The organism is Collimonas arenae, from assembly GCF_000786695.1.
GTDB classification, from domain to species: Bacteria; Pseudomonadota; Gammaproteobacteria; order Burkholderiales; family Burkholderiaceae_D; genus Collimonas; species Collimonas arenae_A.
In genome coordinates, this window is the sequence record NZ_CP009962.1 from 982,759 (window position 1) to 1,007,413 (window position 24,655).

The 24,655-nt window shown below is 52.6% G+C and carries 20 protein-coding genes; 18 read left to right on the forward strand and 2 right to left on the reverse strand.

Annotated features, from left to right (window positions below; translation table 11 throughout):
• Window positions 1-45: 45 nt before the first annotated feature.
• From LT85_RS04410 to LT85_RS04435, 6 genes are all read left to right on the forward strand, one after another.
• Entirely contained in the window at window positions 46-198 is a 153-nt protein-coding gene (locus LT85_RS04410; RefSeq protein ID WP_038495022.1) for a rubredoxin, read from the forward strand.
• Between the two features lie 163 nt (window positions 199-361).
• The gene (locus tag LT85_RS04415; protein ID WP_038485763.1) at window positions 362-790 is read left to right on the forward strand and encodes a response regulator; all 429 of its coding nucleotides are present in this window, start codon (window positions 362-364) and stop codon (window positions 788-790) included.
• An 86-nt stretch (window positions 791-876) separates the two neighbouring features.
• Entirely contained in the window at window positions 877-1,242 is a 366-nt protein-coding gene (locus tag LT85_RS04420) for a response regulator (RefSeq protein WP_038485766.1), read from the forward strand.
• 63 nt (window positions 1,243-1,305) lie between these two features.
• Window positions 1,306-1,911 (forward strand): chemotaxis protein CheW, encoded by a 606-nt coding sequence (locus tag LT85_RS04425; protein WP_038485769.1) that lies wholly within the window; start codon window positions 1,306-1,308, stop codon window positions 1,909-1,911.
• Window positions 1,912-2,039: 128 nt separating this feature from the next.
• Complete coding sequence (locus LT85_RS04430) at window positions 2,040-4,439, forward strand: methyl-accepting chemotaxis protein (protein ID WP_038485772.1); 2,400 nt, start codon at window positions 2,040-2,042, stop codon at window positions 4,437-4,439.
• A gap of 160 nt (window positions 4,440-4,599) precedes the next feature.
• Window positions 4,600-10,692: an Hpt domain-containing protein gene (locus LT85_RS04435; RefSeq protein ID WP_038485775.1), complete on the forward strand. Its 6,093-nt coding sequence runs from the start codon at window positions 4,600-4,602 to the stop codon at window positions 10,690-10,692.
• A gap of 52 nt (window positions 10,693-10,744) precedes the next feature.
• Here LT85_RS04435 and LT85_RS04440 read toward each other — a convergent pair whose 3' ends face one another.
• On the reverse strand, window positions 10,745-12,235 hold the full coding sequence (locus LT85_RS04440; protein WP_038485778.1) for a cryptochrome/photolyase family protein: 1,491 nt from the start codon (window positions 12,233-12,235) through the stop codon (window positions 10,745-10,747).
• Between the two features lie 121 nt (window positions 12,236-12,356).
• Between LT85_RS04440 and LT85_RS04445 the strand changes: the two genes are divergently transcribed.
• From LT85_RS04445 to LT85_RS04470, 6 genes are all read left to right on the forward strand, one after another.
• Complete coding sequence (locus tag LT85_RS04445; RefSeq protein WP_081992027.1) at window positions 12,357-13,022, forward strand: YqgE/AlgH family protein; 666 nt, start codon at window positions 12,357-12,359, stop codon at window positions 13,020-13,022.
• 48 nt (window positions 13,023-13,070) lie between these two features.
• On the forward strand, window positions 13,071-13,481 hold the full coding sequence (gene ruvX / locus LT85_RS04450; protein ID WP_038485781.1) for a Holliday junction resolvase RuvX: 411 nt from the start codon (window positions 13,071-13,073) through the stop codon (window positions 13,479-13,481).
• A 38-nt stretch (window positions 13,482-13,519) separates the two neighbouring features.
• Window positions 13,520-14,038, forward strand: coding sequence for a bifunctional pyr operon transcriptional regulator/uracil phosphoribosyltransferase PyrR (gene pyrR, locus LT85_RS04455; RefSeq protein ID WP_038485784.1), 519 nt, complete (start codon window positions 13,520-13,522; stop codon window positions 14,036-14,038).
• Window positions 14,039-14,050: 12 nt separating this feature from the next.
• Window positions 14,051-15,010: an aspartate carbamoyltransferase catalytic subunit gene (locus tag LT85_RS04460; protein WP_038485787.1), complete on the forward strand. Its 960-nt coding sequence runs from the start codon at window positions 14,051-14,053 to the stop codon at window positions 15,008-15,010.
• A gap of 137 nt (window positions 15,011-15,147) precedes the next feature.
• Entirely contained in the window at window positions 15,148-16,437 is a 1,290-nt protein-coding gene (locus LT85_RS04465; RefSeq protein WP_038485790.1) for a dihydroorotase, read from the forward strand.
• The gene (locus LT85_RS04470; RefSeq protein WP_038485793.1) at window positions 16,434-17,204 is read left to right on the forward strand and encodes a lysophospholipid acyltransferase family protein; all 771 of its coding nucleotides are present in this window, start codon (window positions 16,434-16,436) and stop codon (window positions 17,202-17,204) included. The genes LT85_RS04465 and LT85_RS04470 overlap by 4 nt, the downstream gene beginning before the upstream one ends.
• Before the next feature lie 19 nt (window positions 17,205-17,223).
• Here the strand turns inward: LT85_RS04470 and LT85_RS04475 are convergent, their stop codons facing one another.
• Window positions 17,224-18,057, reverse strand: a complete 834-nt coding sequence (locus LT85_RS04475; RefSeq protein WP_038485796.1) for a symmetrical bis(5'-nucleosyl)-tetraphosphatase — start codon at window positions 18,055-18,057, stop codon at window positions 17,224-17,226.
• Between the two features lie 388 nt (window positions 18,058-18,445).
• Here LT85_RS04475 and rfbB point away from each other — a divergent pair, with 388 nt between their 5' ends.
• The 6 genes from rfbB to LT85_RS25800 all read left to right on the forward strand — a co-directional run bounded on the left by rfbB (window position 18,446) and on the right by LT85_RS25800 (window position 24,625).
• Entirely contained in the window at window positions 18,446-19,525 is a 1,080-nt protein-coding gene (gene rfbB / locus LT85_RS04480) for a dTDP-glucose 4,6-dehydratase (RefSeq protein WP_038485799.1), read from the forward strand.
• The gene (gene rfbA / locus LT85_RS04485; protein ID WP_038485802.1) at window positions 19,525-20,424 is read left to right on the forward strand and encodes a glucose-1-phosphate thymidylyltransferase RfbA; all 900 of its coding nucleotides are present in this window, start codon (window positions 19,525-19,527) and stop codon (window positions 20,422-20,424) included. Before rfbB ends, rfbA begins: the two co-directional genes overlap by 1 nt.
• 2 nt (window positions 20,425-20,426) lie before the next feature.
• On the forward strand, window positions 20,427-20,972 hold the full coding sequence (gene rfbC / locus LT85_RS04490) for a dTDP-4-dehydrorhamnose 3,5-epimerase (RefSeq protein ID WP_038485806.1): 546 nt from the start codon (window positions 20,427-20,429) through the stop codon (window positions 20,970-20,972).
• Complete coding sequence (gene rfbD / locus LT85_RS04495; RefSeq protein ID WP_038485809.1) at window positions 20,969-21,838, forward strand: dTDP-4-dehydrorhamnose reductase; 870 nt, start codon at window positions 20,969-20,971, stop codon at window positions 21,836-21,838. Before rfbC ends, rfbD begins: the two co-directional genes overlap by 4 nt.
• A 133-nt stretch (window positions 21,839-21,971) precedes the next feature.
• Window positions 21,972-23,288 (forward strand): flippase, encoded by a 1,317-nt coding sequence (locus LT85_RS04500; protein ID WP_081992030.1) that lies wholly within the window; start codon window positions 21,972-21,974, stop codon window positions 23,286-23,288.
• A gap of 176 nt (window positions 23,289-23,464) precedes the next feature.
• Window positions 23,465-24,625 carry an O-antigen polymerase gene (locus tag LT85_RS25800; protein WP_081992033.1) on the forward strand — a complete coding sequence of 387 codons (1,161 nt, stop codon included), beginning with the start codon at window positions 23,465-23,467 and terminating at the stop codon, window positions 24,623-24,625.
• Window positions 24,626-24,655: the final 30 nt, after the last annotated feature.

Here is a 24,655-nt window from a genome sequence, read left to right on the forward strand (position 1 = left end):
AATAATGAAAGCAACGCAACATCGAAGCCGGAATACAAAACCTGGATGTGCCTGATTTGCGGCTGGGTCTATGATGAAGAGGCCGGTTTGCCGGAAGAAGGCATCGCCCCGGGCACATTGTGGGACGACGTGCCGATGAACTGGACTTGCCCTGAGTGCGGCGCACGCAAGGAAGATTTCGAAATGGTTGCCATTTAATCCAGTTCCGGCATTTTTTTATTGCAGGAACAATAATTTATCGCCCCAAGTTACAAAATAAATTGAACTTTATCGTCTACCCTATATAAAACATTGTCCTAAGGCATGCCTTTCTTTGTTACAGTGACGCCGTAGATTTATTTGGATTGAATGAGACGATTTCATGACAACATCACTTGGCGGCGTCAACCTGAAGGTAATGGTGATTGACGATAGCAGCACGATTCGTCGTTCTGCGGAGATTTTCCTTAGCCAGGCCGGCTATCAGGTGGTACTTGCCGAAGATGGCTTCGATGCATTGGCGAAAGTCAATGATCACAAGCCCGCGTTGATTTTTTGCGACATCCTGATGCCTCGTCTGGATGGCTATCAAACCTGTGCTCTGATTAAAAAGAGCGCTAAATTCCATGCTACGCCGGTGGTCATGCTGTCGTCCAAGGACGGCCTGTTTGATCGTGCGCGCGGCGCTATGGTCGGCTCCGACGAATATCTCACCAAACCGTTCACCAAAGACAGTCTGCTGAAGGCGGTGCGCCAGCATACCCAGGCTGCGGACGGTGCTGTCCAAAGCGTCGTAGCGGTAACGGCGTAAATGCTGGTTGATTGTAAATTTTCTGAAACTGGCGACATCTCGCTGAACTACATAATTTGACGTAACTGAAGCATTAAAGGTTGAAAATGGCCATACAAAAAATTCTTATCGTCGACGACTCGCCAACCGAGCGTTATTTCTTGACCGATATCCTGGCGAAGGCCGGTTATTCCGTGTCGACTTCCGAAAATGGTGAAGGCATCCTCGACAAGATCAAGGCTGACAAGCCGCAATTGATCCTGATGGATGTAGTGATGCCTGGCCAGAATGGCTTTCAGGTGACGCGCTCGATTACGCGCGATGACGACACCAAAGACATTCCTATCATCATCTGCAGCAGCAAGGGCCTGGAGACCGACCGTATCTGGGGCTTGCGCCAAGGCGCGCGCGATTACCTGGTGAAGCCTATCGATCCAAAGGAACTGCTGGCTAAAATCGCAGCGCTTGGTTAATCGAGTGCTGAATTTGAAATTTGAATTTCACGTTTGACTACGCTACATCGGCATCCAATCAAAATGACCCAATCAACCTCGCCTCTGACGGCGGAATTGCCGCCATCGTCGCCGTTGCAGCCAATTGACAAGGCCGGCAAAGTAGCGCTCGACGCGGATTCGCGCCGCAATCGGCTGCGCGAGTTCCAGTCGCACTTGCTGGAGCGGATGCAGGCTGCGCGCAGCGGCAGCGAAGCACAGGAAAGCCAGCTTGGTTTATTGATCGGACAGAGCCGGTGGTTGTTGAACCTGCAAGAAGCCGGCGAAATTGTCGCTGTCGAGCAGATTTCACGGGTGCCGCTCACCCACGATTGGTATCTGGGCCTGAGCAATGTGCGCGGAACGCTGATCAGCGTGATCGATTTTGCGCGTTACCAGGGACAGGCTTTGACGCAAATTGACAAGGAATGTCGGATTGTCGCGTTTGCGCCGACGTTTTCGTTCAACAGCGGCTTGCTGGTTTCGCGTGTTCTGGGTTTGCGCAATGTCGCCCAAATGACCTTGCAAGCCCCGGATTCATTGGATCAGGCAGCTCCAAAGCGCTATATCGACAGCGATTCCCAGATCTGGAGCGAGCTGAGCATGGCCCAAATCTTGCAGGACCCTCGTTTTTTACAAGTAGGTTTATGAGTTCCAGGTGCTGTTGCAATAGCGATGGCACTCGGTGGCAGCGAATTGGCACACGGCGATTTTTGCCGGCCACACGGTGATCCCGCCGTGTACATGGTGATTTCATCGAGCAATTAGGAGATTCTGTAATGGCATTCAAACTACCGTCTTTATCCAAGGCGGCCAAGGAAGAGCAGGGCGAAGCTGGCGATCGTTTCATGCAGGACGCGCTGATGCACGATCCTGAACAGACTGTCATGGAAGAACGATTTATTCCTGAGCCGCCGCCGACGCCAATCGCGGCGCCGTTCGTTGCGCCGCATGTTGCGCCGGCTTCGGCTCCCGCCCCCGCTGCATCGTCTGCCCCGGCATTTGTGCCTACTCCGCAAGAAGCGGCTCCACAAACCGCTGCCGCTTTCACCAGCACAGCTGCTGCCGAACTCGCCAGCCCGGATGCCCGCCCGTTGCCATTTATCGGCAAATTGCCGCAACAAAAGCAGATTCGCCTGTTGCTGATCGTACTCGGCGCAGGTTTGCTGTTGACCATCCTGTTCTTGTGGCTGAGCGCCAAGAGTTCGGCGATGAGCTCGACCCAGACCCAGATCGCCGGCGACGCGCTGATGCACTCGCAGCGTATCGGTAAGGCGACGCCGAATGCGATTCAGGGTAATCCTGAAGCGTTCAAGCAGTTGGCAGACAGCCGCAAGGAATTCAACCAGGATCTGGGCATCTTGCTCAAGGGTGGCGATTACAAGGGGCACGATATCGGCGCTCCTAGCGCCACCATGGATTCCAAGCTGACCGACGTCAACAAGGTTTGGTCGAATACCGACAAGGCCGCGGATACCATCCTCAAGCTGCAAAAGGAATTGACCAGCTTCGGTGTGACGCTGCAAAAACTGAATGGTATTTCTCCTAACCTGCTCGATTTGTCGGAACAGATTGCGACCCTGAAGACCCAGACCGGCGCCACGCCACGTGAAATCGCGGCATCGTCGCAGCTGGTCATGTTGACTCAGCGTCTCGGCCGTTCCGCCAATGAATTCCTGACCTCGGAAGGTGTGAACCCGGAAACGGCGTTCTTGCTGGGTAAAGATACCAATACCTTCCGCGATATCGTCAGCGGCTTCCTGAACGGCAGCGATGTATTGCGCCTGCCGGCAAGCAAGAGCGAAGAAGAACGCAGCAAACTGACTGAACTGGAAAAGAGTTTTGCCGAATACCAGGAATCCGTCGCATCGATTCTGGGCAACATGCAGAACTTCGTCTCCGCCAAACAATCCGAACAGCTGATTTTTACCGAGAACGAAAATCTGAAGCAACGCCTGAGCGCCTTGCAAGATACCTACCGTACCGCGCAGGACACGCAAAGTATCTGGTTCTGGCTGATGCTGGTGTCGGCCTTGGCAACGCTGCTGGCGGCTGCCGCCATTGCCTGGGTTCAGGTGCAGGACGGTCGTCACCGTACCCACGAAGCTGACGTACGCCGGATGGAAGCGGAAGAACAGCGTCTGCAGGCGATCAAGCAGGAAGAAGATGCAAGTAACGCCAACGACCAGAACCAAGCCGCGATTTTGCGTCTGATGAACGAACTGCAAGAAGTGGCGGATGGTGACTTGACGGTGCAGGCGACGGTGTCGGAAGACATTACCGGTGCGATCGCTGACTCGGTTAACTACACCGTGGAAGAATTGCGCGGACTGGTCGGACGGGTTACCGCAACGGCGCAGCAAGTTACCGTGGCGTCGGACCAGGCGCAAAGCATTTCGATCGAACTGTTGGCGGCGTCGCAAAGACAGTCGCGCGATATTCAGGAAACCACGCAAGCGGTTCTCGACATGGCGACCCAGATTACCGACGTTTCCAAATCGGCTAGTGAATCAGCCGAAGTGGCGCGGCAGTCGGTTAGTGCGGCGGAAGAGGGTTCCAAGGCGGTGGAAAACGCGATTTCAGGCATGAACGAAATTCGCGAACACATCCAGGAAACCTCCAAGCGCATCAAACGGCTGGGTGAATCGTCACAGGAAATTGGTGAAATCACCGAACTGATTTCCGACATTACCGAACAAACCAACGTGCTGGCGCTGAATGCGGCGATCCAGGCGGCGTCGGCGGGTGAAGCGGGCCGGGGCTTCTCGGTGGTTGCGGAAGAAGTTCAGCGCCTGGCGGAACGTTCCGGCGCGGCGACCAAGCAGATTGGTGCGCTGGTGCGTACCATTCAGACCGACACCCATGATGCGGTCGTAGCGATGGAGCGTTCGACGCAAGGGGTGGTCGAGGGTGCCAAGCTGTCAGATGCGGCCGGTGCGGCGTTGTCGGATATCCGGCGCGTTTCGAACCGACTGGCGGAACTGATTCAAAGTATTTCCTCCACTACAGAGCAGCAGGCCAATTCGGCCAACGGCGTGGCTACCAACATTCAGAACATTCTCTCCGTGACGGAAAAAACGCGGGAAGGTACGCGCCAGACGGCGTTGTCGATTCGCGAATTGTCGAAACTGGCAGAAGATTTGAAGAGTTCGGTATCGCGCTTCCGCGTGACCAATTAATGTGTAGTTCCGCACTCGCTGTCCTTTTATCGGGCCAGCGAGTGCGGTTGTCGGCCAAGGCTTGTCCGGGTTTGCGCGTTGTTGCAAGCTAGGGTGATGCGTTGGCCGATATGCATCGTGGTCTATACGCTTGACCACGTCCTGAATCCATGAGGTAGTCATGACCACCGATTTTTCCAGTTCCGCTGCGCATATGCAAGATTCTACGCGGACGCATCTTGATACCGGACCATTGTCATGGGTGATGAGCGAAATTCGCGAGGCCCTGAATCAATCCGGTGCAGCCTTGTCGAAAATTCACGACAAGCAGCACGCCAGCGACGACCATTCGACCGCCATCCGTCTTGCCAAAACATATCTGCACCAAGCGCACGGCGCGTTGCAGATGGTCGATATCGACGGCGTCATCATCATTACCGAAACTGTCGAAGATTTGCTTGAGCGCGCAGAGTCGGGCCAGGCAGAGCTGACTGAGCAGCATGTGCAAACGATCAACAACGCCTATCAGGCGTTGATCGAATATCTGGACGAAATATTGGCCGGTGGCAGTCATCAACCGGTACGTCTGTTTCCTTATTATCAAGCGCTGCTGGAAATTCGCGGCGCCGAGAGAATTCATCCGGCAGACCTGTTTTTCCCAGACCTGACAATCCGTCCGCATTTCCCTGCGGCAGAGCAGGCCGCAGCCGTCGATACCGATTTCTATCTGTCATTGCGCAAGCGCTTTGAACGGGCGCTGCTGCCTTTCCTGAAAAGCGCCGACAAGACCGTTGAGCTGGAAAACGCCGGCACCATGCAAATGGTGGTGAGTGAAGTCGAGCAGACCCAGCGTAATCAGCAGGCGCGCGCATTCTGGTGGGTCATGCACGGCTTTTCGGAAGGTGTGGCTACTGCACAGATATCCAATGAGTTATATGTCAAGCAGCTGTTCGCCCGTATCAATCTGCAACTGCGCCGCTTGAGCCAGGGATCATCCAGTATTTCGGAGCGACTGTTGCGCGATGCCCTGTTTTTTATCGCGGGGATTGAACAAACTTCCAAGCTGACGGCCCAGATCCGCACTGCATATCGCCTCAACGGCCTGGTGCCGACCGATTACAGCACGCGTCATTACGGCCAGATCAGCCTGGATGCCTTGGGTACAGCCAAAGAACGCCTGGGACAAGCCAAGAACATGTGGGACCGGCTGGCCAGCGGCGATGCCGCTCCGGCTGCAGCGTTTGAGAAAGAAATGCATGGCCTCAGCGAAGCTGGCAGTCAGCTCAACGCGCCATCCTTGTCGAAGCTGTTGCGTGAATTGAACGGCATCGCGCGCCACGCTGCACATTCGCGGCCGGGCGATGCGATCTGCATGGAAATCGCCACCAGCTTGCTGTTTATCGAGAATACGCTGAACCATATCAGCCGTTTGCCGCAAAATTTCTCTGAACGCGCCGATGCGATGACTGCACGCCTGCTGGCCGTGGTGTCAGGCGAGACCTTGGGCAAGCCTGCGCAATGGATCGACGATATCTATCGCGAAGCGCAACAGCGCCAGACGGTCAAGATGCTGGCTTCGGAAATGTTATCTAGTTTGCGCCAGGTCGAAAAGATGCTGGACGAATTCTTTAAAGACCCGGATCGCCGTGAAGTGCTGACCCAGATCGGACAAGTGCTGTACCAGATCCAGGGTGCGCTGGCGATCCAGGACCAGAGCGACGCCATCCGCGTGGTTGAGCATACCCGCAATACGCTGCAACGCTTTGCTGCCGAAGGTGCTGAAGGTGTTGAAGGTGTTGAAGGTGTTGAAGGTGTTGAGGCCGCGCCGGAACAAAAGGAGTTCGAACGGATTGCCCAAAACATCGGCGCTCTGAGCTTTTTCATCGAGACCTTGCAGCATCAGTCGGATACGCAAAACAATCATTTCACGTTCGACGAAGAGGCTGGCGTATTCCGCATTAACCTGCTGGAACGGCGTGCCCTGGTTGCAGCCCCGCAACCCGATCCGGTTGTGCTGTCGGTGGTCAGCGACCTTCCTGTATCACACGTAGCGGCGCCAGCCAGCGACAGCCTGCCAACTTTGCCTGAGCTGGCGACGGTGGAAGATGAGTTGTTGCAGCATCAGCAGCAATCGGCCGAGCTGGCGTTGTCGCTGACTGCGCAGCCGCACGATCCGGAGCTGCAGGAAAGACTGAAAGAATCCCTGGTGCAGATGCGGGTTGATGCGGCCTTGAGCGACAATCCTGAAGCGACTGACCGGGCTCAGGCGGCGATCGATATTCTCGACCATCCGGATTTCTCGGCATCGCAGCAATCGCTGGCGGATATCGTCACCACCATCGTACCCGCCGTGCCATACCATGCGGCGCAAGCCGCAGCGCCCTTGGCGGCTGTCGCCACCGTGACAGACGAGGAGGCCGACGCCGAACTGCGTGAGATTTTTTTGTCCGAAGCGGAAGAGGTTCTGACTACCGCCAGACAAGCGCTTCTGCAATTACATGATGCACCGCATAAACAAGAGCCGCTGACGGTATTGCGTCGTGCGTTCCATACGCTCAAGGGCAGTGGCCGCATGATCGGTTTGAATGCTTTCGGCGAAGCCGCCTGGGGCATTGAGCAGGTGCTGAATCTGTGGCTGTCGGAATCACGTCCGGTAAGCGCCGATTTGAGCGCCTTGCTGGATTACGCAGTGAAGCAGCTGGATGGTTGGGTCAAGGAAATCCAGTTGCACGGGCACTCGGAACAGACTCCTCATGCATTGACTGAAATTGCCGAAACCGTGCGCGAAGGCGGTGCCTTTGCAGACCCTGCCGCTGCAACGCCGGCGGTGGTCGATACGGCAGGCGCAGCGGCGGAATTCAGCGACCTGCTTGAACTGCCGGAGCAGGCAGAGGAAATTCAGCTAAGCGACGACGACCTGGCTTTGTTCGGCGTGCCGCACACGGAGCATGCAGATGCGATTGCACATGCTGATCATGTTCCGCATGCATTCAGTGCAGCAGAGTCGACGCCGGAAATTGAACCTGAATTGCAGTCGGTTGCAGAAATAACGCCAGCGACGCCGGTTGCTGTTCCCGAACCGCAAGCAGTGCCTGTCAGCGCAGAGGTCATCGCTTTTCCCGGCATGCAGGAAATCCGTCACGACGATAGCACCAAGCAAATTGGCGACCTGACCATCAGTCTCCCGCTGTACAACATTTATCTGGCCGAGACCGACCAGCTGGTGCGCCATTTGGCGCATGATTTTGCCGAATGGCGTCACGAGCCAGAGCGTCCGGTCATGACGCAGTCGGTGCACGCGGCCCATTCGCTGGCAGGTAGTTCGGCTACCGTCGGTTTCAAACCGTTGCAAGAAGTCGCGCACGCGTTGGAAATGGCCTTGCAACGCATGGCGCTGCAACCAGGCAGCTTGCACGGTCCGGATTACGACACCTTGCAGCTGAGCGTTGAACGCGTCAAATGGATGTTGCAACAGTTCACGCAAGGCGATATGCCGTATTACGAACCGGCGCTGGTGAGTAGCCTGGATAGCTTGTGGCAGCGGCAAGATTTGCGTGCGCACGAAGCGGAAGCGTTGCCGGACCTGGCGGATACCGAAGAAACATTGGAAACGCCGCAAGAAATTGTTGCGCCCGTCATTGCGCCTGCCACTGCGACTGTCATTGCACCGATCGTTGCCGAACCCGCGTCGCAACCAGTGGTAAGTCCGGTCGAGCCGCTTGCGGCAGTAGCCGAACCTGCAAGCGCCTGGAATGATGCATTACATGTGCTGCCGATTTCGATTGCCGCGCCGCCGCATCAGCCTGTAGCAGCGGCTGAAGCACCGCATTTGTTCGATGCGCCGAAAGAAGAAGATATCGATCCCGCGTTGATCGTACGCGACGAACTGGATACCGACTTGTTGCCGGTGTTCCTGGAAGAGGGTAGCGACATGCTGCCGCAAATCGGCAGCGCTTTGCGCAGCTGGCAGGAAAATCCGGTAGGGACCAATAGCGCACATCCTGTGCCGCAAGCAATCCTGCGTCATCTGCACACTATCAAGGGCAGTGCTCGCATGGCTGGCGCGATGGTGCTTGGCCAGCATATGCATGAGATGGAAAGCCACATCGAGGTGATCCTGCAATCGGGTACTTCGTCGCGCCAGACTGTCGATGAATTGTTGGCGCACTACGATCGCGGTGTGCAGATGTTTGACAACCTGCGCCATCCGCAATCTGCACAACCGGCTGCGCCAGTTGCTCCTGTTGCACCGGTTGCGGTTGAAGTGGCGACGGATGTACCTGCGCCGGTCAACTTGCCTAGCGTGATGCCATCTCTGGCGGCTGGCGTGGTGGCACCGGCGCTTGCCAGCGCTACGGCAAAAGGCAGCGGCCTGGTATCGCAGGTGCGTGTCAACGCCGAAATTCTCGACCGCCTGGTGAACCAGGCTGGTGAAGTTTCGATCACCCGCTCACGGCTTGAGTCCGGTATCGGTACCTTGCAACTGTCCCTGTCTGAGTTGACGGAAAACGTTGACCGTTTGCGCGGACAGTTGCGTGAAATTGAAATCCAGGCGGAAGCCCAAATCAGTTCGCGCATGACGCTGGCCGGTGAACGCGAATTCGATCCGCTCGAATTCGACCGCTTTACCCGCTTGCAGGAATTGACGCGGATGATGGCCGAGAGCGTCAACGACGTCGCCTCGCTGCAGAAGAACTTGACCAACACAGTCGAGGGCGCCAACGTCGACTTGCTGACGCAACGCCGCCTGACCCGCGATTTGCAACAGGATCTGATGCATGTGCGGATGGTGCAGTTTGCCAGTATCGGTGAGCGTCTGTACCGTCTGACGCGGCAGGTTGCGAAAGAACTGGATAAGCGCGTCAACCTGGATATCCGCGGCAGCCATGTGGAAATCGATCGTAGCGTGCTTGAAAAAATGATTGCGCCATTCGAGCATTTGTTGCGAAATGCGATCGTGCACGGGATTGAATCACGGGAAGCACGGCGCGCTGCCGGCAAGAACGAAACCGGTGAACTGAAAATTGAAATCCGTCAGGACGGTAATGAAATTCTGATCCAGATGTCGGATGACGGCCAGGGCTTGAACCTGCAACGGATCCGCGACAAGGCGCGTACTGTCGGCTTGCTGGAAAACGACCAGCAATTGTCTGATCTCGAAACCACCGACTTGATTTTCCGCCCCGGGTTTTCTACCGCAGCTGATGTCACAGAGCTGGCTGGACGTGGCGTCGGCATGGACGTGGTGCGTTCGGAAGCAGCATCCCTGGGTGGTCGCGTTGCGGTCACCAGCGATCCTGGCCACGGTACCCATTTCACGATTCACCTGCCGTTGACTCTTGCTGTTACGCAAGTGGTGCTGTTGACGACCGGTGGTCATACCTATGCCGTACCGTCGGCGCTGGTGGAACAGGTGCAGCAATTGAAGGCAAAGGCCTTGGCCGCCGCCTATAACGATGGCATGCTGATGTGGCAAGGGCACAAAGTGCCTTTGCAATATCTGTCGACCTTGCTGGGCGATGCGGAAATGGCGCCGGTGGCGCAGCAGTATTCGCCGATCATCATCCTGCGCAGCGGCAATGACCGCGTGGCATTGCATGTCGATGAAATCGTTGGTAACCGAGAAGTCGTGGTCAAGAATATCGGTCCGCAGTTGTCGCGGATGATCGGGATTGCCGGCGCTACGGTGCTGGGTTCGGGGGATATCGTGTTGATCCTCAATCCGGTACCGCTGATGCAACTGCAATTGCAACGTTCGGCGCATGAGCAGCGCGCACCGCGCCAGTCGCATCTGGCTACCCACGATGTAATGGGCGCCGTAGCGGAAATGAGCACCAGCGTGGAGTCGGTTTCGCCGCCGGTGGCGCAGGCGGTGCAAGGTTTGCGCAGCCAGAGCGTCGTGATGGTGGTCGACGATTCGCTGACCGTGCGCCGGGTTACACAACGTTTGCTGTCGCGTGAAGGTTATCAGGTGGTGTTGGCGAAAGACGGCGTCGATGCGCTTGAACAGTTGCAGGCGATCACCCCGGACGTCATGCTGGTGGATATCGAAATGCCACGCATGGACGGCTTCGATTTGAGCCGCAATATCCGCAACGATGAACGGACCCGCCATATTCCGATCATCATGATTACCTCGCGCACGGCTTCCAAGCATCGTACCTATGCGATGGAATTGGGCGTCAACGAGTATCTGGGTAAGCCGTATCAGGAAGATGAATTGATCAGCACGATCAAGTCGTTCATCAATAAAGAAGCAAGCACCCTGCAATAAAATTGTGTGGGCGGATAGGAAAGAACGTTTCCATCCGCCCCACAATTCTTCCTCATTCTCCAGCTATCTTCTTGACCACCGCGTAACGTTGCAAGGTCAATTTCCGCGCGTCGTCATGTTGTACTAACGGCAGCGGATAATTTTCTCCCAGTCTGATCCCCGCATTCTGCAAATCCTGCGCTGGCGCTAGCCATGGCGCGTGGATGTGCTTGTTGCCGAGAGCAGCAAGTTGCGGCAGATAGCGGCGAATGAATTTCCCATCCTCATCGAATTTTTCCGACTGTGTGATCGGATTAAAGATGCGGAAATAGGGTTGCGCATCGCAACCCGACGATGCTGCCCATTGCCAGCCGCCGTTATTTGCAGCCAGGTCGAAATCATTCAAATGCGCAGCAAAATAGCGTTCACCCCAGCGCCAGTCGATGCCCAGATCCTTGATCAGGAATGAAGCGGCTACCATACGCAAGCGGTTGTGCATATAGCCGCTCTGGTTGAGTTGCAGCATGGCAGCGTCTACCAGCGGATAACCGGTGCGGCCATCGCACCATGCTTGGAAAAGCAGTTGCGCATGGGCGCCGCTTTCCCACTGGATAGCGTCGTAGTCCGGCTTGAAAGCGTGTTGCGCCACATGTGGATGGTGATACAGAATCATGAAGTAAAAATCACGCCATATCAATTCCGACAGCCATGTCGCAGCGCCGCTGGCGGCTGTTCCTTGGTGCAGCATTTGATATGCGGTACGTGCAAGGGTGCGAATTGATATCGTACCGAAGCGCAGGTGTATCGACAGATATGACGGCCCCTTAATCGCCGGGAAATTGCGGGCTTCCTCATACTGTCCGATGCGCAGCAAAAAATCCTCTAGCAAGCTGGCCGCGCCACGCATGCCGGGTGTGATTTTCAAGGTGCGTAAATTGGTTTTCTCAAAACCGAGCTGTCTCAGGCTAGGGATATTATCGTCCGTTGCAGATATTGGCGGCGCCAGATTTTCTGCATATTTCTCGATCGGATAGGGCTTCAGGAAGAACGGGCCATCTGCTGCAGCCAGCCTTCTCATCCAGGCGTTCTTGTAGGGCGTAAATACTGAAAACGGTCGGCTGGCCAAGGTCAGGATTTCGTCGCACTCAAAAATCACCTGGTCCTTGAAACTGCGCCAGGCGCAACCAGCTGCGGCCAGTTTGTTTGCCACGCTGTCATCGCGCTGGCGTGCTTGCGGTTCGTAATCGTGGTTGCTGAACACCGCCGTTGCGCCAAGCTGTTGCACCAGCGCAGGAATAATATCGGCGGCGACGCCATGACGGACGATCAGGCCACCTCCGAATTTGCGTAACTCCAGGTCGAGTTCGACGATGCTGGCGTGGATGAATTCAACGCGCCGGTCTGCGCTCAAGCCTGCATCAAGCAACGGTTGCAGGATTTCCGTATCAAAGACGAACACGCAGAAGACGGCCTTGCTGCTCTTTAATGCATGATGCAAAGCGGCGTGATCGAACACGCGCAAATCGCGCCGGAACCAGACCAGGGATGTGTCGAATTGCGACATAGGAGATGTTTTGCGTAAAAGGATGGACTGCCATGAGCTAATGCCGAGGCGGGCTTGCGAGCGACTTTACCCGAGAAGGAACACTATTCAAAGCGGCTTTAGCCTATTTAAAACTGATAAAATGCGGCCCATGGCTAAGCTAGATACAACTCAGGATGATTCTCCCGCGCGCAAGAGCGCCGCGAAGGCGTCCGGCGACCCGGATTCTCCTTCCTTGAATCTGACAAATCATTTCCTCATTGCAATGCCTTCCATGCTGGATCCGGTTTTTGGCGGTACCGTGGTGTATTTGTGTGAGCATAATGCTAACGGTGCACTCGGTGTGGTGATCAATAAACCTACCGATATGACAATGCAGTTGTTGTTTGACCGTATCGACCTGACACTGGAAATAAGTCCGGAATTGGGGTTTGAAGATTCGATCGGCGAGCGGCCGGTGATGTTTGGCGGCCCGGTGCAGGTTGAGCGCGGTTTTGTGCTGCACACTCCGGGCAAGAGCTATTCGTCAACCTTGAAAGTGACGGAACACGTCGCCATGACGACTTCCAAGGATGTGCTGGAAGAAGTGGCGCAAGGCAGCGGCCCGCAGCGCATCTTGGTCAGTCTAGGCTGTTCGGGCTGGAGCGCCGGCCAGCTGGAAAGTGAAATTGTGCATAACGGCTGGCTGACGGTGGCTGCAGATCCTGCGATCATTTTTGATTTGCCGATTGCCGAGCGCTTCGCCGCAGCCGTTAATCTGCTGGGTATTTCCCCGTATATGCTGACCGCGGAGTCTGGCCGTGCCTGAGTTGCGAATTGAGCTGCTGATTAAACAGAGCCTGTCCTGGAGTCTGGCATGAGCGGTCCGGCCGGCACCGTGCTGGGTTTTGATTTCGGCCTAAAGCGCATCGGGGTAGCGGTCGGCAATACAGTACTGAAGCAGGCGCAGCCGCTGCGAGTCATCAGCGCCGCGACCAATGACGGAAAATTTGCCGAAATCGCGCTCCTGATAAAAGAGTGGCAGCCGGTGCTGTGCGTGGTTGGCTTGCCCTTGCATCCGGATGGCGCCGAGCACGAAATGAGCGTGCGCTGCCAGCGCTTCGCAAACCAGCTGCACGGCCGTTATGCGGTCGCCACGGCGTTGGTGGATGAACGCTACTCGTCTGCAGTGATCAGGCAGCAGCGCGGGGAAGTGATCGACGATCGCGCCGCCGCGATTATTTTGCAGCAGTATTTTGATGACCTGATTGATCACTCGGCCGAATGATCCTGTTCGATTTTGTTTGATTTTGCGATGAAGATGTAATGACTACAATCACTCCTCAATTCGATGCCGAAGCACTGTACCAGGTGCTCGAGGCCAAAGTGAAAAGCGCATTGGCGCACAGCGGTAACGTGGCCGTCATCGGCATTTATTCGGGCGGCGCCTGGATTGCCGAGCGCTTGGTTGCGGCCTTGCATTTGAATCCCGCCGAACGGCTCGGTTTCATCGACGTCTCGTTTTATCGCGACGATTTCTCCGAAAAAGGCTTGCGCACCGACGTCAAGCCGACCCAGATCCCGTTCGACGTCAATGGCGCCACCATTCTGCTGGTGGACGATGTGCTCTATACCGGCCGTACCACGCGCGCCGCCATCAACGAGCTGTTCGACTACGGCCGCCCTGCAAAAATCATGCTGGCGGCGCTGATCGACCGCGGCGAGCGCGATTTGCCTGTGGCGGCGGATTTTGTCGCCGATGCGGTGACCTTGCAGCCGGGCCAATCCCTACAACTTCAACGCGCCGGCGACGGCAGCTTTACCTTAGTCATAGAATCTATTTAGTCATCGAATCCAATGCTTAATCCCCAACTCAATAAAAACGGCGAACTGCAGCATCTGTTGACCATCGAGGGCCTGCCGACATCGGTCGTCACGCATATCCTGGATACGGCGTCTTCGTTTGTCGGCGTCAGCGACCGCGATGTCAAGAAGGTGCCGCTGATGCGCGGTAAAAGCGTGTTCAACCTGTTTTTCGAAAATTCGACCCGTACCCGCACCACGTTCGAGATCGCTTCCAAGCGGCTATCTGCTGACGTCATCAACCTGAATATTTCTGCATCCAGCGCCAGCAAAGGCGAGTCGCTGCTAGATACCATCGACAACCTGTCGGCCATGCACGCCGACATGTTCGTGGTGCGCCACGCCCAGTCCGGCGCGCCTTACCTGATCGCCAAGCACCTGACCGATACAAAGCAGCATCACGTGCATGTGGTGAATGCCGGTGACGGCCGCCATGCCCACCCGACCCAGGGCTTGCTGGACATGTACACGATCCGGCACTACAAAAAGGATTTCAGCAACCTGACGGTGGCGATCGTCGGCGACATCCTGCACAGCCGCGTGGCCCGTTCAGACATCCACGGCCTGACCACGCTGGGCGTGCCGGAAGTGCGCGCGATCGGACCGCGCACCTTGCTACCGAGCGGTCTGGAGCAAATGGGAGTGCGCGTATTCACCGACATGAACGAAGGCTTGAAGGGCGTCGACGTCATCATCATGCTGCGCTTGCAGAATGAGCGCATGAGCGGCGCGCTGCTACCGTCGGCGCAGGAATTTTTCAAGAGCTACGGCCTGACGCCAGAGCGCCTGGCGCTGGCCAGGCCGGACGCGATCGTGATGCACCCGGGGCCGATGAACCGCGGCGTGGAAATCGACTCGGCGGTGGCCGACGGTGCGCAGGCGGTGATTCTGCCGCAGGTGACATTCGGTATTGCTGTGCGGATGGCGGTCATGAGCATTTTGGCGGGTAATTAGCGCTGTTTTTGTAATGCAGAGTGTTACGTAGCTTCAAATTTTCGGTTTAGTCAGTTGAGGACAGAGTAATTCGTCGCGCTGCGGCGACTTTTAAACCCTACCCGGGCAGCTCTTTCCCACAATATAAAAAATTACAGATGAAACTTCACATCAAAAACGGCCGTCTGATCGACCCCGCAAACAACATCGATGCTCAGCAGGATCTGTTTATTGCCGCCGGCAAGATCGTCGGCGTCGGTACGCCGCCTGCCGATTTCTCCGCCAACAAGATTATCGACGCCGCCGGCCTGGTGGTGGCGCCCGGCCTTGTCGATCTGAGTGCGCGTTTGCGCGAGCCAGGTTATGAATACAAGGCGACGCTGGAATCGGAAATGCAAGCCGCCATGCAGGGTGGCGTCACCAGTCTGGTATGTCCGCCTGATACCGATCCGGTGCTGGACGAGCCCGGACTGGTGGAAATGCTGAAGCACCGCGCCAAGAACCTGAACCAGGCGCATGTTTACCCGCTCGGCGCATTGACGGTCGGACTCAAGGGCAAGGAGTTGACCGAGATGGCGGAGCTGACCGACGCCGGCTGTATCGGTTTTGCCCAGGCCGAAGAGCCAATACTGGATACCACTGTGTTGCTGCGCGCCCTGCAATATGCGCGCACCTTCTCCTACACCGTCTGGCTGCGTCCGCAAGATCCTTATCTGGGCAATGGCGGCATCGCCCACAGCGGCCCGATCGCTTCAAGACTGGGTTTGTCCGGCGTGCCCACGATGGCGGAAACCATACGGCTCCTCACTATTTTCGAGTTGGTGCGCGCTACCGGTGCGAGAGTTCACCTGTGCCGGATTTCCTCCGCCGAAGGCCTGGAACTGATACGCAACGCCAAGAAAGAAGGCTTGCCGATCAGCTGTGACGTCGGCGCCCACCACATCCATATGACTGACGTTGATATCGGCTTCTTCGATTCCAATGCCAGAATGACGCCGCCGTTCCGCTCACAACGCGATCGCGACGCGATTCGCCAGGCGCTGCTGGATGGCACCATCGATGCAATCTGCTCCGACCACACGCCGGTCGACGACGATGAAAAACTGTTGCCGTTCGGTGAAGCAACGCCGGGTGCAACGGGGCTTGAGCTGCTGTTGTCACTTGCCTTGAAATGGGCCGAAGAGTGTGTTGAGTCGGTGCCACAACGCCTTAGCCGTGCCTTGACCAAGATCACTACGGATGCCGCACGCGTGGCCGGCTTGCCAGCCGGTCAGCTGACAATCGGCAGCGCCGCCGATATCTGCCTGTTCGATCCGGCGATACGCTGGACAGTTGCCGCCAAAGAGCTGGCGAGCCAGGGTAAGCACACACCGTTCCTCGGCTACGAACTTAGCGGGCGTGTGAAGACCACGATTGTGGCCGGGCATATTACCTTCGAACGCGCATGAGCCGGCTGTGGTTTGTGTTGCGCCTGGTGCGGGTGTTGTTGCATCTTGTTGTCGGCCTGTGGACCTGCGCAGTTGTGTTCCCGCTGGCCGACGCCACCGGACGACGCTGGCGCATCCGCAAATGGTCGGCTGAACTGCTGGCGATTTGCCGGGTGCAAGTCAGCTTGCACAATCCCGGCAACAGCGTTGCTCCAACCCGGGCATTGATCGTTGCCAACCATGTGTCCTGGCTGGATATTTTCGTCATCAACTCAACTCAGACCTGCAGCTTCGTCGGCAAGTCTGATATCCGCGACTGGCCGCTGCTTGGCTGGTTATGCGAAAAAGGCGGCACCATCTTCATCGCACGCGGCAGGCAGCGCGATGTACGACGCATATTCCAGGGACTGGTCACCAGCATCCAGGCAGGTGAGCGGGTGGCCTTTTTTCCTGAAGGAACCACAGCGGCGCAAGGTACATTGCTGCCGTTTCACGCCAACCTGTTCGAGGCGGCGCTGGACGCACAGGTTCCGGTACAACCCTATGCCTTGCGTTATCTGGATGCGCAAGGAGCCCTGCATCCGGCGGCGGATTTTATCGGCGACATGACTTTTGCGCAAAGCATGATTGCGATCCTGCAAGGCGCCCCGATGAAAGCCGAACTGATCCAGCTAGCGCCAATCGAGACTGGCGGACGGCATCGGCGTGAACTGGCAGCGACTGCACAGGCCTTGATTGCTGAGGCATTGAAGGACCCGCAATCCGAGAAGATCGACGTCGCAGCTTGACGTTGGTCACGAGACGCAATTAGCCAGGGCGCTGCGCCTGCGGGCAACTGACTTGTACTACCATGCGGTCCGCCAGGCGCACCGCAGTCAGTTTTCCGCCCCAGACACAGCCGGTATCCAGTCCGATCAGATTGGGCCGTAACACCAGCCCCAGCGTCGACCAGTGGCCGAACACTACGGTGACATCCTCAGTTTGCCGCTGCGGTGCATCGAACCAAGGCATGTAGCCGGGCAGGGAAATTCCCGTGCTTTCCTTCGCTGCCAGCTCCATCGTTCCATCCTCCGTACAAAAGCGCAGGCGCGTTAGAGCATTGACGATGCAGCGCAAGCGTTCGTTACCCTTGAGCGCGTCATCCCAGTGCAGCGGCTGGTTACCGTACATTTCACGCAAAAAATCTACCCAGCGGGGGCTTTGTAGTGTGTCTGCTACTTCTTGTGCTAACGCCATGGTTTTTGCTGCAGACCATTGAGGCAGCACGCCTGCGTGTATGAAAAGATGATTTTGCTGAAACAGGGCTAAAGGCCGGTGTCTCAGCCAATCCAGCAACTCCTCTCGGTCTGGCGCGTCGAGGATTTCATCCAACGTATCGCCGCGATGGAGTTTGCGGATGCCGTGGGCTGCGGCCAGTAGATGTAGGTCATGATTGCCTAGTATCGCTTGTGCTCGCTCGCCTAAGGATCGAATCAAGCGCAGCGTCTGGAGCGATTGTGAGCCACGATTAACCAGGTCGCCGACAAAAATAAACCTGGCGTTGGGCGTTATGGCTTCGATCTTGTCTATTAACGTTACCAGACTTTGATAGCAGCCTTGGAGGTCGCCGATGGCATATGTTACTGAACTATCGATTGGCATGGATGCAGGTATGGATTGATTGTGGCGACGCTTGCTATTGTAAGTGGGAGCGTGGATTCCAGTGTTGCGAGTGACGTTGTTAATAGGAACGGGTAAATTATTAACTGTAATGTATAGATTAAAAATTGATTTTTGGCACTTTTTATACTGATCAAGGTCCTATGTAACCATTAAATTCATTTGTTGTTGCTAGGCGAAAATTGTTTGTATGAATATATACATACTTTTATCAATTTCTACTGCTGTTAGTTCGAAATATGCCGCGAAGGTCTGATTTCACTAAATAATGGGGGATAATCTCGACTTGCTTGCATTTTTTTGTGTTGCAAAAATGCAATTAATATAGAATGTGGCTTTTAATTTTTTGTATTGTATTTAGGATAATCTCATGATCTTTGTTACTGGCGGGGCCGGTTTTATTGGTTCCAATTTCGTACTGGACTGGCTGGCGCAGAATGATGAGCCGGTGATTAATTTCGATAAGCTGACGTATGCAGGAAACATAAATAATCTGTCGAGTGTTCGCCAGGATCCACGCCATATATTCGTGCAAGGCGATATTGGCGATACTTCTCAGGTGGCTGCTTTGTTAGCTCTGCATAAGCCTCGGGCAATCGTTCATTTTGCGGCGGAAAGTCACGTCGATCGTTCGATTCACGGACCCGCCGCTTTTGTGGAAACAAACGTTAACGGTACCTTCGGTCTCCTTGAAGCAACGCGTGCTTACTGGAATGCTTTACCGAAAGCAGAGAAAATGGCGTTTCGTTTTCTCCACGTTTCAACCGATGAAGTGTACGGTACCCTGGGCGCGAACGATGCGCCATTTACTGAGACAACTCAGTACGCACCTAACAGCCCATATTCGGCATCGAAGGCGGCATCGGATCATCTGGTCCGTTCGTATCATCATACTTACGGCTTGCCGACACTGACTACCAATTGCTCCAACAATTATGGTCCCTATCATTTTCCAGAAAAGCTGATTCCTTTGATCATCACCAACGCCCGCGCCGGCAAACCGTTGCCAATTTATGGCGATGGCCAGCAGGTACGCGACTGGTTGTATGTAAGCGATCATTGTGCGGCAATTCGCCGCGTGCTGGACGCAGGAAAGCCGGGTGACGTCTATAACGTTGGCGGCTGGAATGAGAAGGCCAATCTCGATGTTGTGTATACATTGTGCGACATTCTCGATGAGTTGGATTCGAAAGCAACGGGCAGCTACCGCGATCAGATTACTTACGTCACGGACCGTCCTGGCCATGATCGCCGCTATGCCATTGATGCACGCAAGATCGAACGTGAATTAGGCTGGAAGCCAATTGAAACGTTTGATACCGGGATTCGCAAGACCGTGAGGTGGTACCTGGATAATCAGGATTGGGTAAAAAATGTCCAGTCGGGCGATTATCTTAAATGGGTGGAGCAAAATTATGAGCAGCGTCAGAACGCAGCAGGAGGTGTTTAATGAGCGCTTCATCTTCCCAAAACCGTAAAGGAATTATTCTTGCTGGGGGCTCCGGCACCCGTTTGTATCCTGTGACGATGGCGGTCTCCAAGCAGTTGTTGCCGGTCTATGACAAGCCGATGATCTACTATCCGCTGACCACATTGATGTTGGCAGGGATACGCGAGATATTGATCATTTCGACGCCGCAGGACACACCGCGTTTTAAAGAATTGCTGGGCGATGGACGGCAATGGGGGATCGAACTGAGCTACGCCGTGCAGCCAACTCCGGATGGCCTGGCGCAAGCTTTTATTATTGGCCGCGAATTTATCGGTGATGCACCCTCCGCTTTAATTTTGGGAGACAACATCTACTATGGACACGATTTTGAAAATCAATTGAGCATAGCCTCAGCGCGTACGGAAGGTTCCACCGTATTTGCATATCACGTTCATGATCCAGAACGCTACGGCGTAGTCGAATTTGATGACCAGCGGCGCGCGATAAGTATCGAGGAAAAGCCTTTGCAACCGAAATCCCATTATGCGGTAACCGGATTGTATTTTTATGACAGCGAAGTGTGCGATATAGCAGCCGATATTAAGCCATCTCCACGCGGAGAGCTTGAGATTACCGATGTTAATCGCGTCTATCTCGAGCGCCATCGGTTGAATGTCGAATTAATGGGACGTGGTATGGCGTGGTTGGATACAGGCACCCACGAATCGTTGCTGGAAGCCGGGCAATTTATTGCCACTATTGAAAATCGACAAGGTCTTAAAGTCGCTTGTCCGGAAGAGATTGCCTATCGCAAAGGCTACATCAACGCTATGCAATTGGAGCAGTTGGCGCAACCGTTGAAGAAAAATGGATATGGCCAATATTTGCTGGGCTTATTAAAAGATAAGGTATTTTAAACATGCAAGTACAAACTACAAATATTCCTGAAGTATTGATTTTTGAACCTAAGGTTTTTGGCGATGATCGTGGTTTTTTTTACGAGAGTTTCAACGAACGTGGTTTCAATGAACTAACTGGCCTCAGCACCAGTTTCGTTCAAGATAATCATTCAAAGTCCGCTAAAAATGTATTGCGTGGATTGCACTATCAAATTCGCCAGCCTCAAGGCAAGCTTGTGCGCGTAGTGGCTGGGGAGGTGTTTGATGTTGCTGTCGATGTGCGTAAAAGTTCACCTACTTTTGGTCATTGGGTTGGTGTAACGCTTTCGGCTGAAAACAAGCGTCAATTATGGATTCCTGAAGGATTTGCCCATGGTTTTGTGGTTACCAGCGAATCGGCAGAATTTTTGTACAAGACCACCGATTACTGGGCTCCCGAATTTGAACGCAGTATTCTCTGGAACGACCCCAACATTGGCATCGATTGGCCGATTGCCGGAACACCGTTGTTGTCCGGGAAGGACCAAGTTGGGAAGTTATTGGCGGATGCAGAGGTCTTCGCGTGAAAATTCTTGTCACCGGTAAAACCGGTCAGGTCGGTTATGAGTTGGAGCGCAGCTTGCAAGGTCTCGGTGAAGTTATAGCTCTTGATCGTAACCAGATGGATTTGTCGAATTTGACGCAGGTCAGGGACGTCATTCGTGAAATCAAGCCAAATCTTATCGTTAACCCAGCGGCGTACACGGCTGTGGATAAAGCAGAGACTGAACCAGAGTTGGCTATGCTCGTCAACGGCGAGGCACCGGGAGTCATGGCGGAAGAGGCAAAGAAATTAGGTGCAGCGATAATTCATTATTCCACTGACTATGTCTTTGACGGTACCAAAATCAGTCCTTATACAGAAAACGATCCTACCTGTCCGATCAATGAGTACGGTCGTAGCAAGCTGGCCGGAGAGCTGGCGATCAAAGCTTCCGGTGTTCCGCATCTGATCCTGCGGACAAGTTGGGTCTATGGCACGCGGGGTAAAAATTTCCTATTGACAGTGTTGCGCTTGGCTCTTGACCGCAGCGAACTACGTATAGTCGGTGACCAACATGGCGCCCCAACCTGGTGTCGGACAATTGCCGATACCACCGCGCACATTGTCGCTCAGATGATGAGCACGCAAGACGCTCATGCTTGGTGGCAAGAGAAGGGCGGCTTGTATCATTTGACAGCACAGGGCCATACCACTTGGGCAGGATTTACAGAGGCGATATTGGCAAACACAACGCTACCTAAAAAGCCTGTCGTAACTGCAATAACGACACAGGAGTACCCGTTGCCGGCAAAACGGCCTAATAACTCAGTTATCTCCTGCGAGAAATTGACCAGCGTTTTTTGTGGATTGCCAGCTTGGGAAAGAGCTTTGAAACTCTGCCAAGAATAATGTCATTCCGGCGGATGATCCTCGCGTTGTCCAACGATTTTCATACAGCTGGTGTTATTTATAGATTCTGTACATGAAAATTGCTTTTTATAGAGCGGAGCAATTTTCAGTAAAAGGGAAATAAGGTGGTAACTTGGATCTAATAAATTCTGAATCCAACAAGAAGTCATATCGAACATTTATTCATAACATTGGATGGAATTTGGTAGGTCAGATTGCCCCGTTGATCGCGGCTGTAGTATCAATTCCTTTACTGATCAAGGGATTGGGAGTTGATCGTTTCGGAATATTAACTATTGCCTGGATGCTGATTGGATATTTCAGTTTATTTGATCTGGGTATTGGACGTGCGCTAACTCAAATTATTTCTGAGAAACTTGCTACGAATAAAGGAAAGGATATTCCACCATTAATGTGGACCGGATTGACCGTCATGTTTGTACTCGGATTGATCGCGAGTTTGCTGATTGTTGGTCTTAGTGATTGGATCATTTATTCGGGTCTCAAGATACCAGTTTATTTGCAAGATGAAACGAAGAGTAGCCTGAGTATGCTGGCGCCATCTATTCCTCTCGTACTATTGGCGACGGGCTTGCGTGGCGTATTGGAAGCTAAGCATGAATTCAAATCGGTAAATTTGGTGCGTATTCCGCTAGGTGTGCTGATGTTTGTTGCACCATTGTGTGTATTACCATTTTCTAATAGCCTAGTTGCAATTTTCTTTTCTTTATTATTAGTCCGAGCTTTTACAGCAATTGCATTTTTTTTCCTTTGCTACAGATCCATGGATAATTTTACAGAGTTTTCATTGTCAAGGGCTGTCGTGCCTGAATTACTCAAATTCGGTGGATGGATGACTGTGAGTAATATTGTGAGCCCGATAATGGTGCAAATGGATCGATTCGTTATCGGAATGATGTTATCTATGGCAGCAGTTGCCTATTATGCTACACCGTATGAAATGGTCACCAAATTGTTGGTTATTCCAGCGGCGATAGCTGGAGTATGTTTTCCCCAATTTGCCAAATTAAATGCACAGAAAAATACTAAAGAAGCAATGACATTATATTGGAAAAGTTGCAAATACATATTTTATCTAATATTTCCCGCAGTAATTTTTGTCATATTTTTTGCAGGTTGGATACTTCATTTATGGCTTGGTGGGAAATTTTCTGATGAAAGTACACGAGTTTTTCAGATATTGGCAATTGGAGTGTTGGCAAATGGTCTAGCGGCAATTCCTTTCGCATTTTTACAAGGAGCCGGGCGGTCAGATATAACTGCAAAAGTTCATGTTTGTGAGTTATTCATATATTTGCCATTATTGTATTTTTCAGTCAGTAAATTGGGGATTGTAGGTGCTTCATTAATTTGGTCATTACGAGTATTTGTTGATGGAATTATTTTACATAGAATGGTAGGTATGGTTGCGACAAAGAATATCGGATGATATGTTAAATTTGGTTGAGCGGACTTCCTTTTATTTGCAATAATTCGTTTTCTTTACGGCTAAGATTGACTAATTTCAATTCTTTTTTTGATTTTTGATGTGAAAGTATATTGACATACAAATTCATTGATTTTAAATTCTTTAATCAAATTAATTTGTAGAAAAATTAAAGAATTATGCAGAAAATAAAAACCTCTGATTGGTTGATAAATCCAATTTTCATATTTTTATCCCTTTGGGGAATGCAAGCTTTAGGTCATATTGTTTTTTTAGATTCTTTTTATCCCTTTGTAACTGATACGTGGGTTATTGTTTTTTTTGGCGGTGTTGCATTTGTAGTCGGTTGTTTTTTTGCAAATATATTTAATGGAAAATATAGGCACACGGATTTAAAAAATAAAGAATACGTTCCACGATTTATAAAAATTTGCATAAAATTTTTACTGCCTGCATATATTTTAGGAGTTGCATTACCTCTAATAATTAGTATTTTCTTTGACTCGACTCAATCGCTTTCAGAATTACGAAATTCGCTAATTGATTCTGTTGGCAATAATGATAGAGAAGTGATATTAATTTCTTATTTGCATTATTTAATTGTAATTGCATCGTTGCTTTCGATTTCTTGTGCCCCGACTCTTCGTGGCAGAGTGGTAACTTATATTGCAATTACAGGAATGCTCGCAGGATTTTTAACTTTTGGCAGAGTGATATTGTTATTGTATTTTTCTTCGCTTAGTATAATACTGTATTTCCAAGGGAGAATTAAAAAGAAAATAGCTTTCTTTATTTTATTTTCCTTTGTTGTAATATTTTTTCTGTTGGCTTTTTTATTAAATAAAGGTGGCAGTGAAAATAATATATTTGAAAGCATAGCCTGGAATTTTAAAGTTTATGTTTTAAGCGGCTTAGCAGGATTTAATAATTATGTAGCAAAAGGTGATCCAGATATATCGGGTTGGTTATTAGTACCGAATTTTATAAAAAATTTCCTCTCGGCCTTAGGGGTTCAGAGCGAAATTACTCCCTCTTTGTTTCCATTTGTAGAAACGCCGCTACCTGGGAACGTTTACACCGCATTTTTTCCTTGGTACCACGATGGTGGAATATTAGCGGTTTGTATCGGATTTTTTATAATTGGCTTTATTTCAATGTTTTTATTTAAAAACCGATATAAGTCAAAATTGAGTTTATTTAATTATTCGCTTTCACTATATCCTTTGATAATGAGTATTTTCGAAGAGCAATATTTACGCGCATATCCGCTTTGGGCGATAGTTTTCTTGCTTTATGTTTTTTTATATATATTCGAAGGATTTAAAATTAGAAAAATATAATTTTAAAAATAGATGGAAATTTAAGCGGAT

Bases quoted from the DNA above. Each gene is read 5' to 3' on its own strand.
- LT85_RS04460 (WP_038485787.1), top strand. From the start codon at position 14,051: ATGCTTAATCCCCAACTCAATAAAAACGGCGAACTGCAGCATCTGTTG.
- LT85_RS04425 (WP_038485769.1), top strand. From the start codon at position 1,306: ATGACCCAATCAACCTCGCCTCTGACGGCGGAATTGCCGCCATCGTCG.
- LT85_RS04445 (WP_081992027.1), top strand. From the start codon at position 12,357: ATGCGGCCCATGGCTAAGCTAGATACAACTCAGGATGATTCTCCCGCG.
- rfbB (WP_038485799.1), top strand. From the start codon at position 18,446: ATGATCTTTGTTACTGGCGGGGCCGGTTTTATTGGTTCCAATTTCGTA.
- rfbC (WP_038485806.1), top strand. From the start codon at position 20,427: ATGCAAGTACAAACTACAAATATTCCTGAAGTATTGATTTTTGAACCT.
- LT85_RS04435 (WP_038485775.1), top strand. From the start codon at position 4,600: ATGACCACCGATTTTTCCAGTTCCGCTGCGCATATGCAAGATTCTACG.
- ruvX (WP_038485781.1), top strand. From the start codon at position 13,071: ATGAGCGGTCCGGCCGGCACCGTGCTGGGTTTTGATTTCGGCCTAAAG.
- LT85_RS04475 (WP_038485796.1), bottom strand. From the start codon at position 18,057: ATGCCAATCGATAGTTCAGTAACATATGCCATCGGCGACCTCCAAGGC.
- rfbA (WP_038485802.1), top strand. From the start codon at position 19,525: ATGAGCGCTTCATCTTCCCAAAACCGTAAAGGAATTATTCTTGCTGGG.
- LT85_RS25800 (WP_081992033.1), top strand. From the start codon at position 23,465: ATGCAGAAAATAAAAACCTCTGATTGGTTGATAAATCCAATTTTCATA.
- LT85_RS04415 (WP_038485763.1), top strand. From the start codon at position 362: ATGACAACATCACTTGGCGGCGTCAACCTGAAGGTAATGGTGATTGAC.
- LT85_RS04420 (WP_038485766.1), top strand. From the start codon at position 877: ATGGCCATACAAAAAATTCTTATCGTCGACGACTCGCCAACCGAGCGT.
- LT85_RS04440 (WP_038485778.1), bottom strand. From the start codon at position 12,235: ATGTCGCAATTCGACACATCCCTGGTCTGGTTCCGGCGCGATTTGCGC.
- LT85_RS04470 (WP_038485793.1), top strand. From the start codon at position 16,434: ATGAGCCGGCTGTGGTTTGTGTTGCGCCTGGTGCGGGTGTTGTTGCAT.
- LT85_RS04465 (WP_038485790.1), top strand. From the start codon at position 15,148: ATGAAACTTCACATCAAAAACGGCCGTCTGATCGACCCCGCAAACAAC.
- LT85_RS04410 (WP_038495022.1), top strand. From the start codon at position 46: ATGTGCCTGATTTGCGGCTGGGTCTATGATGAAGAGGCCGGTTTGCCG.
- pyrR (WP_038485784.1), top strand. From the start codon at position 13,520: ATGACTACAATCACTCCTCAATTCGATGCCGAAGCACTGTACCAGGTG.
- LT85_RS04430 (WP_038485772.1), top strand. From the start codon at position 2,040: ATGGCATTCAAACTACCGTCTTTATCCAAGGCGGCCAAGGAAGAGCAG.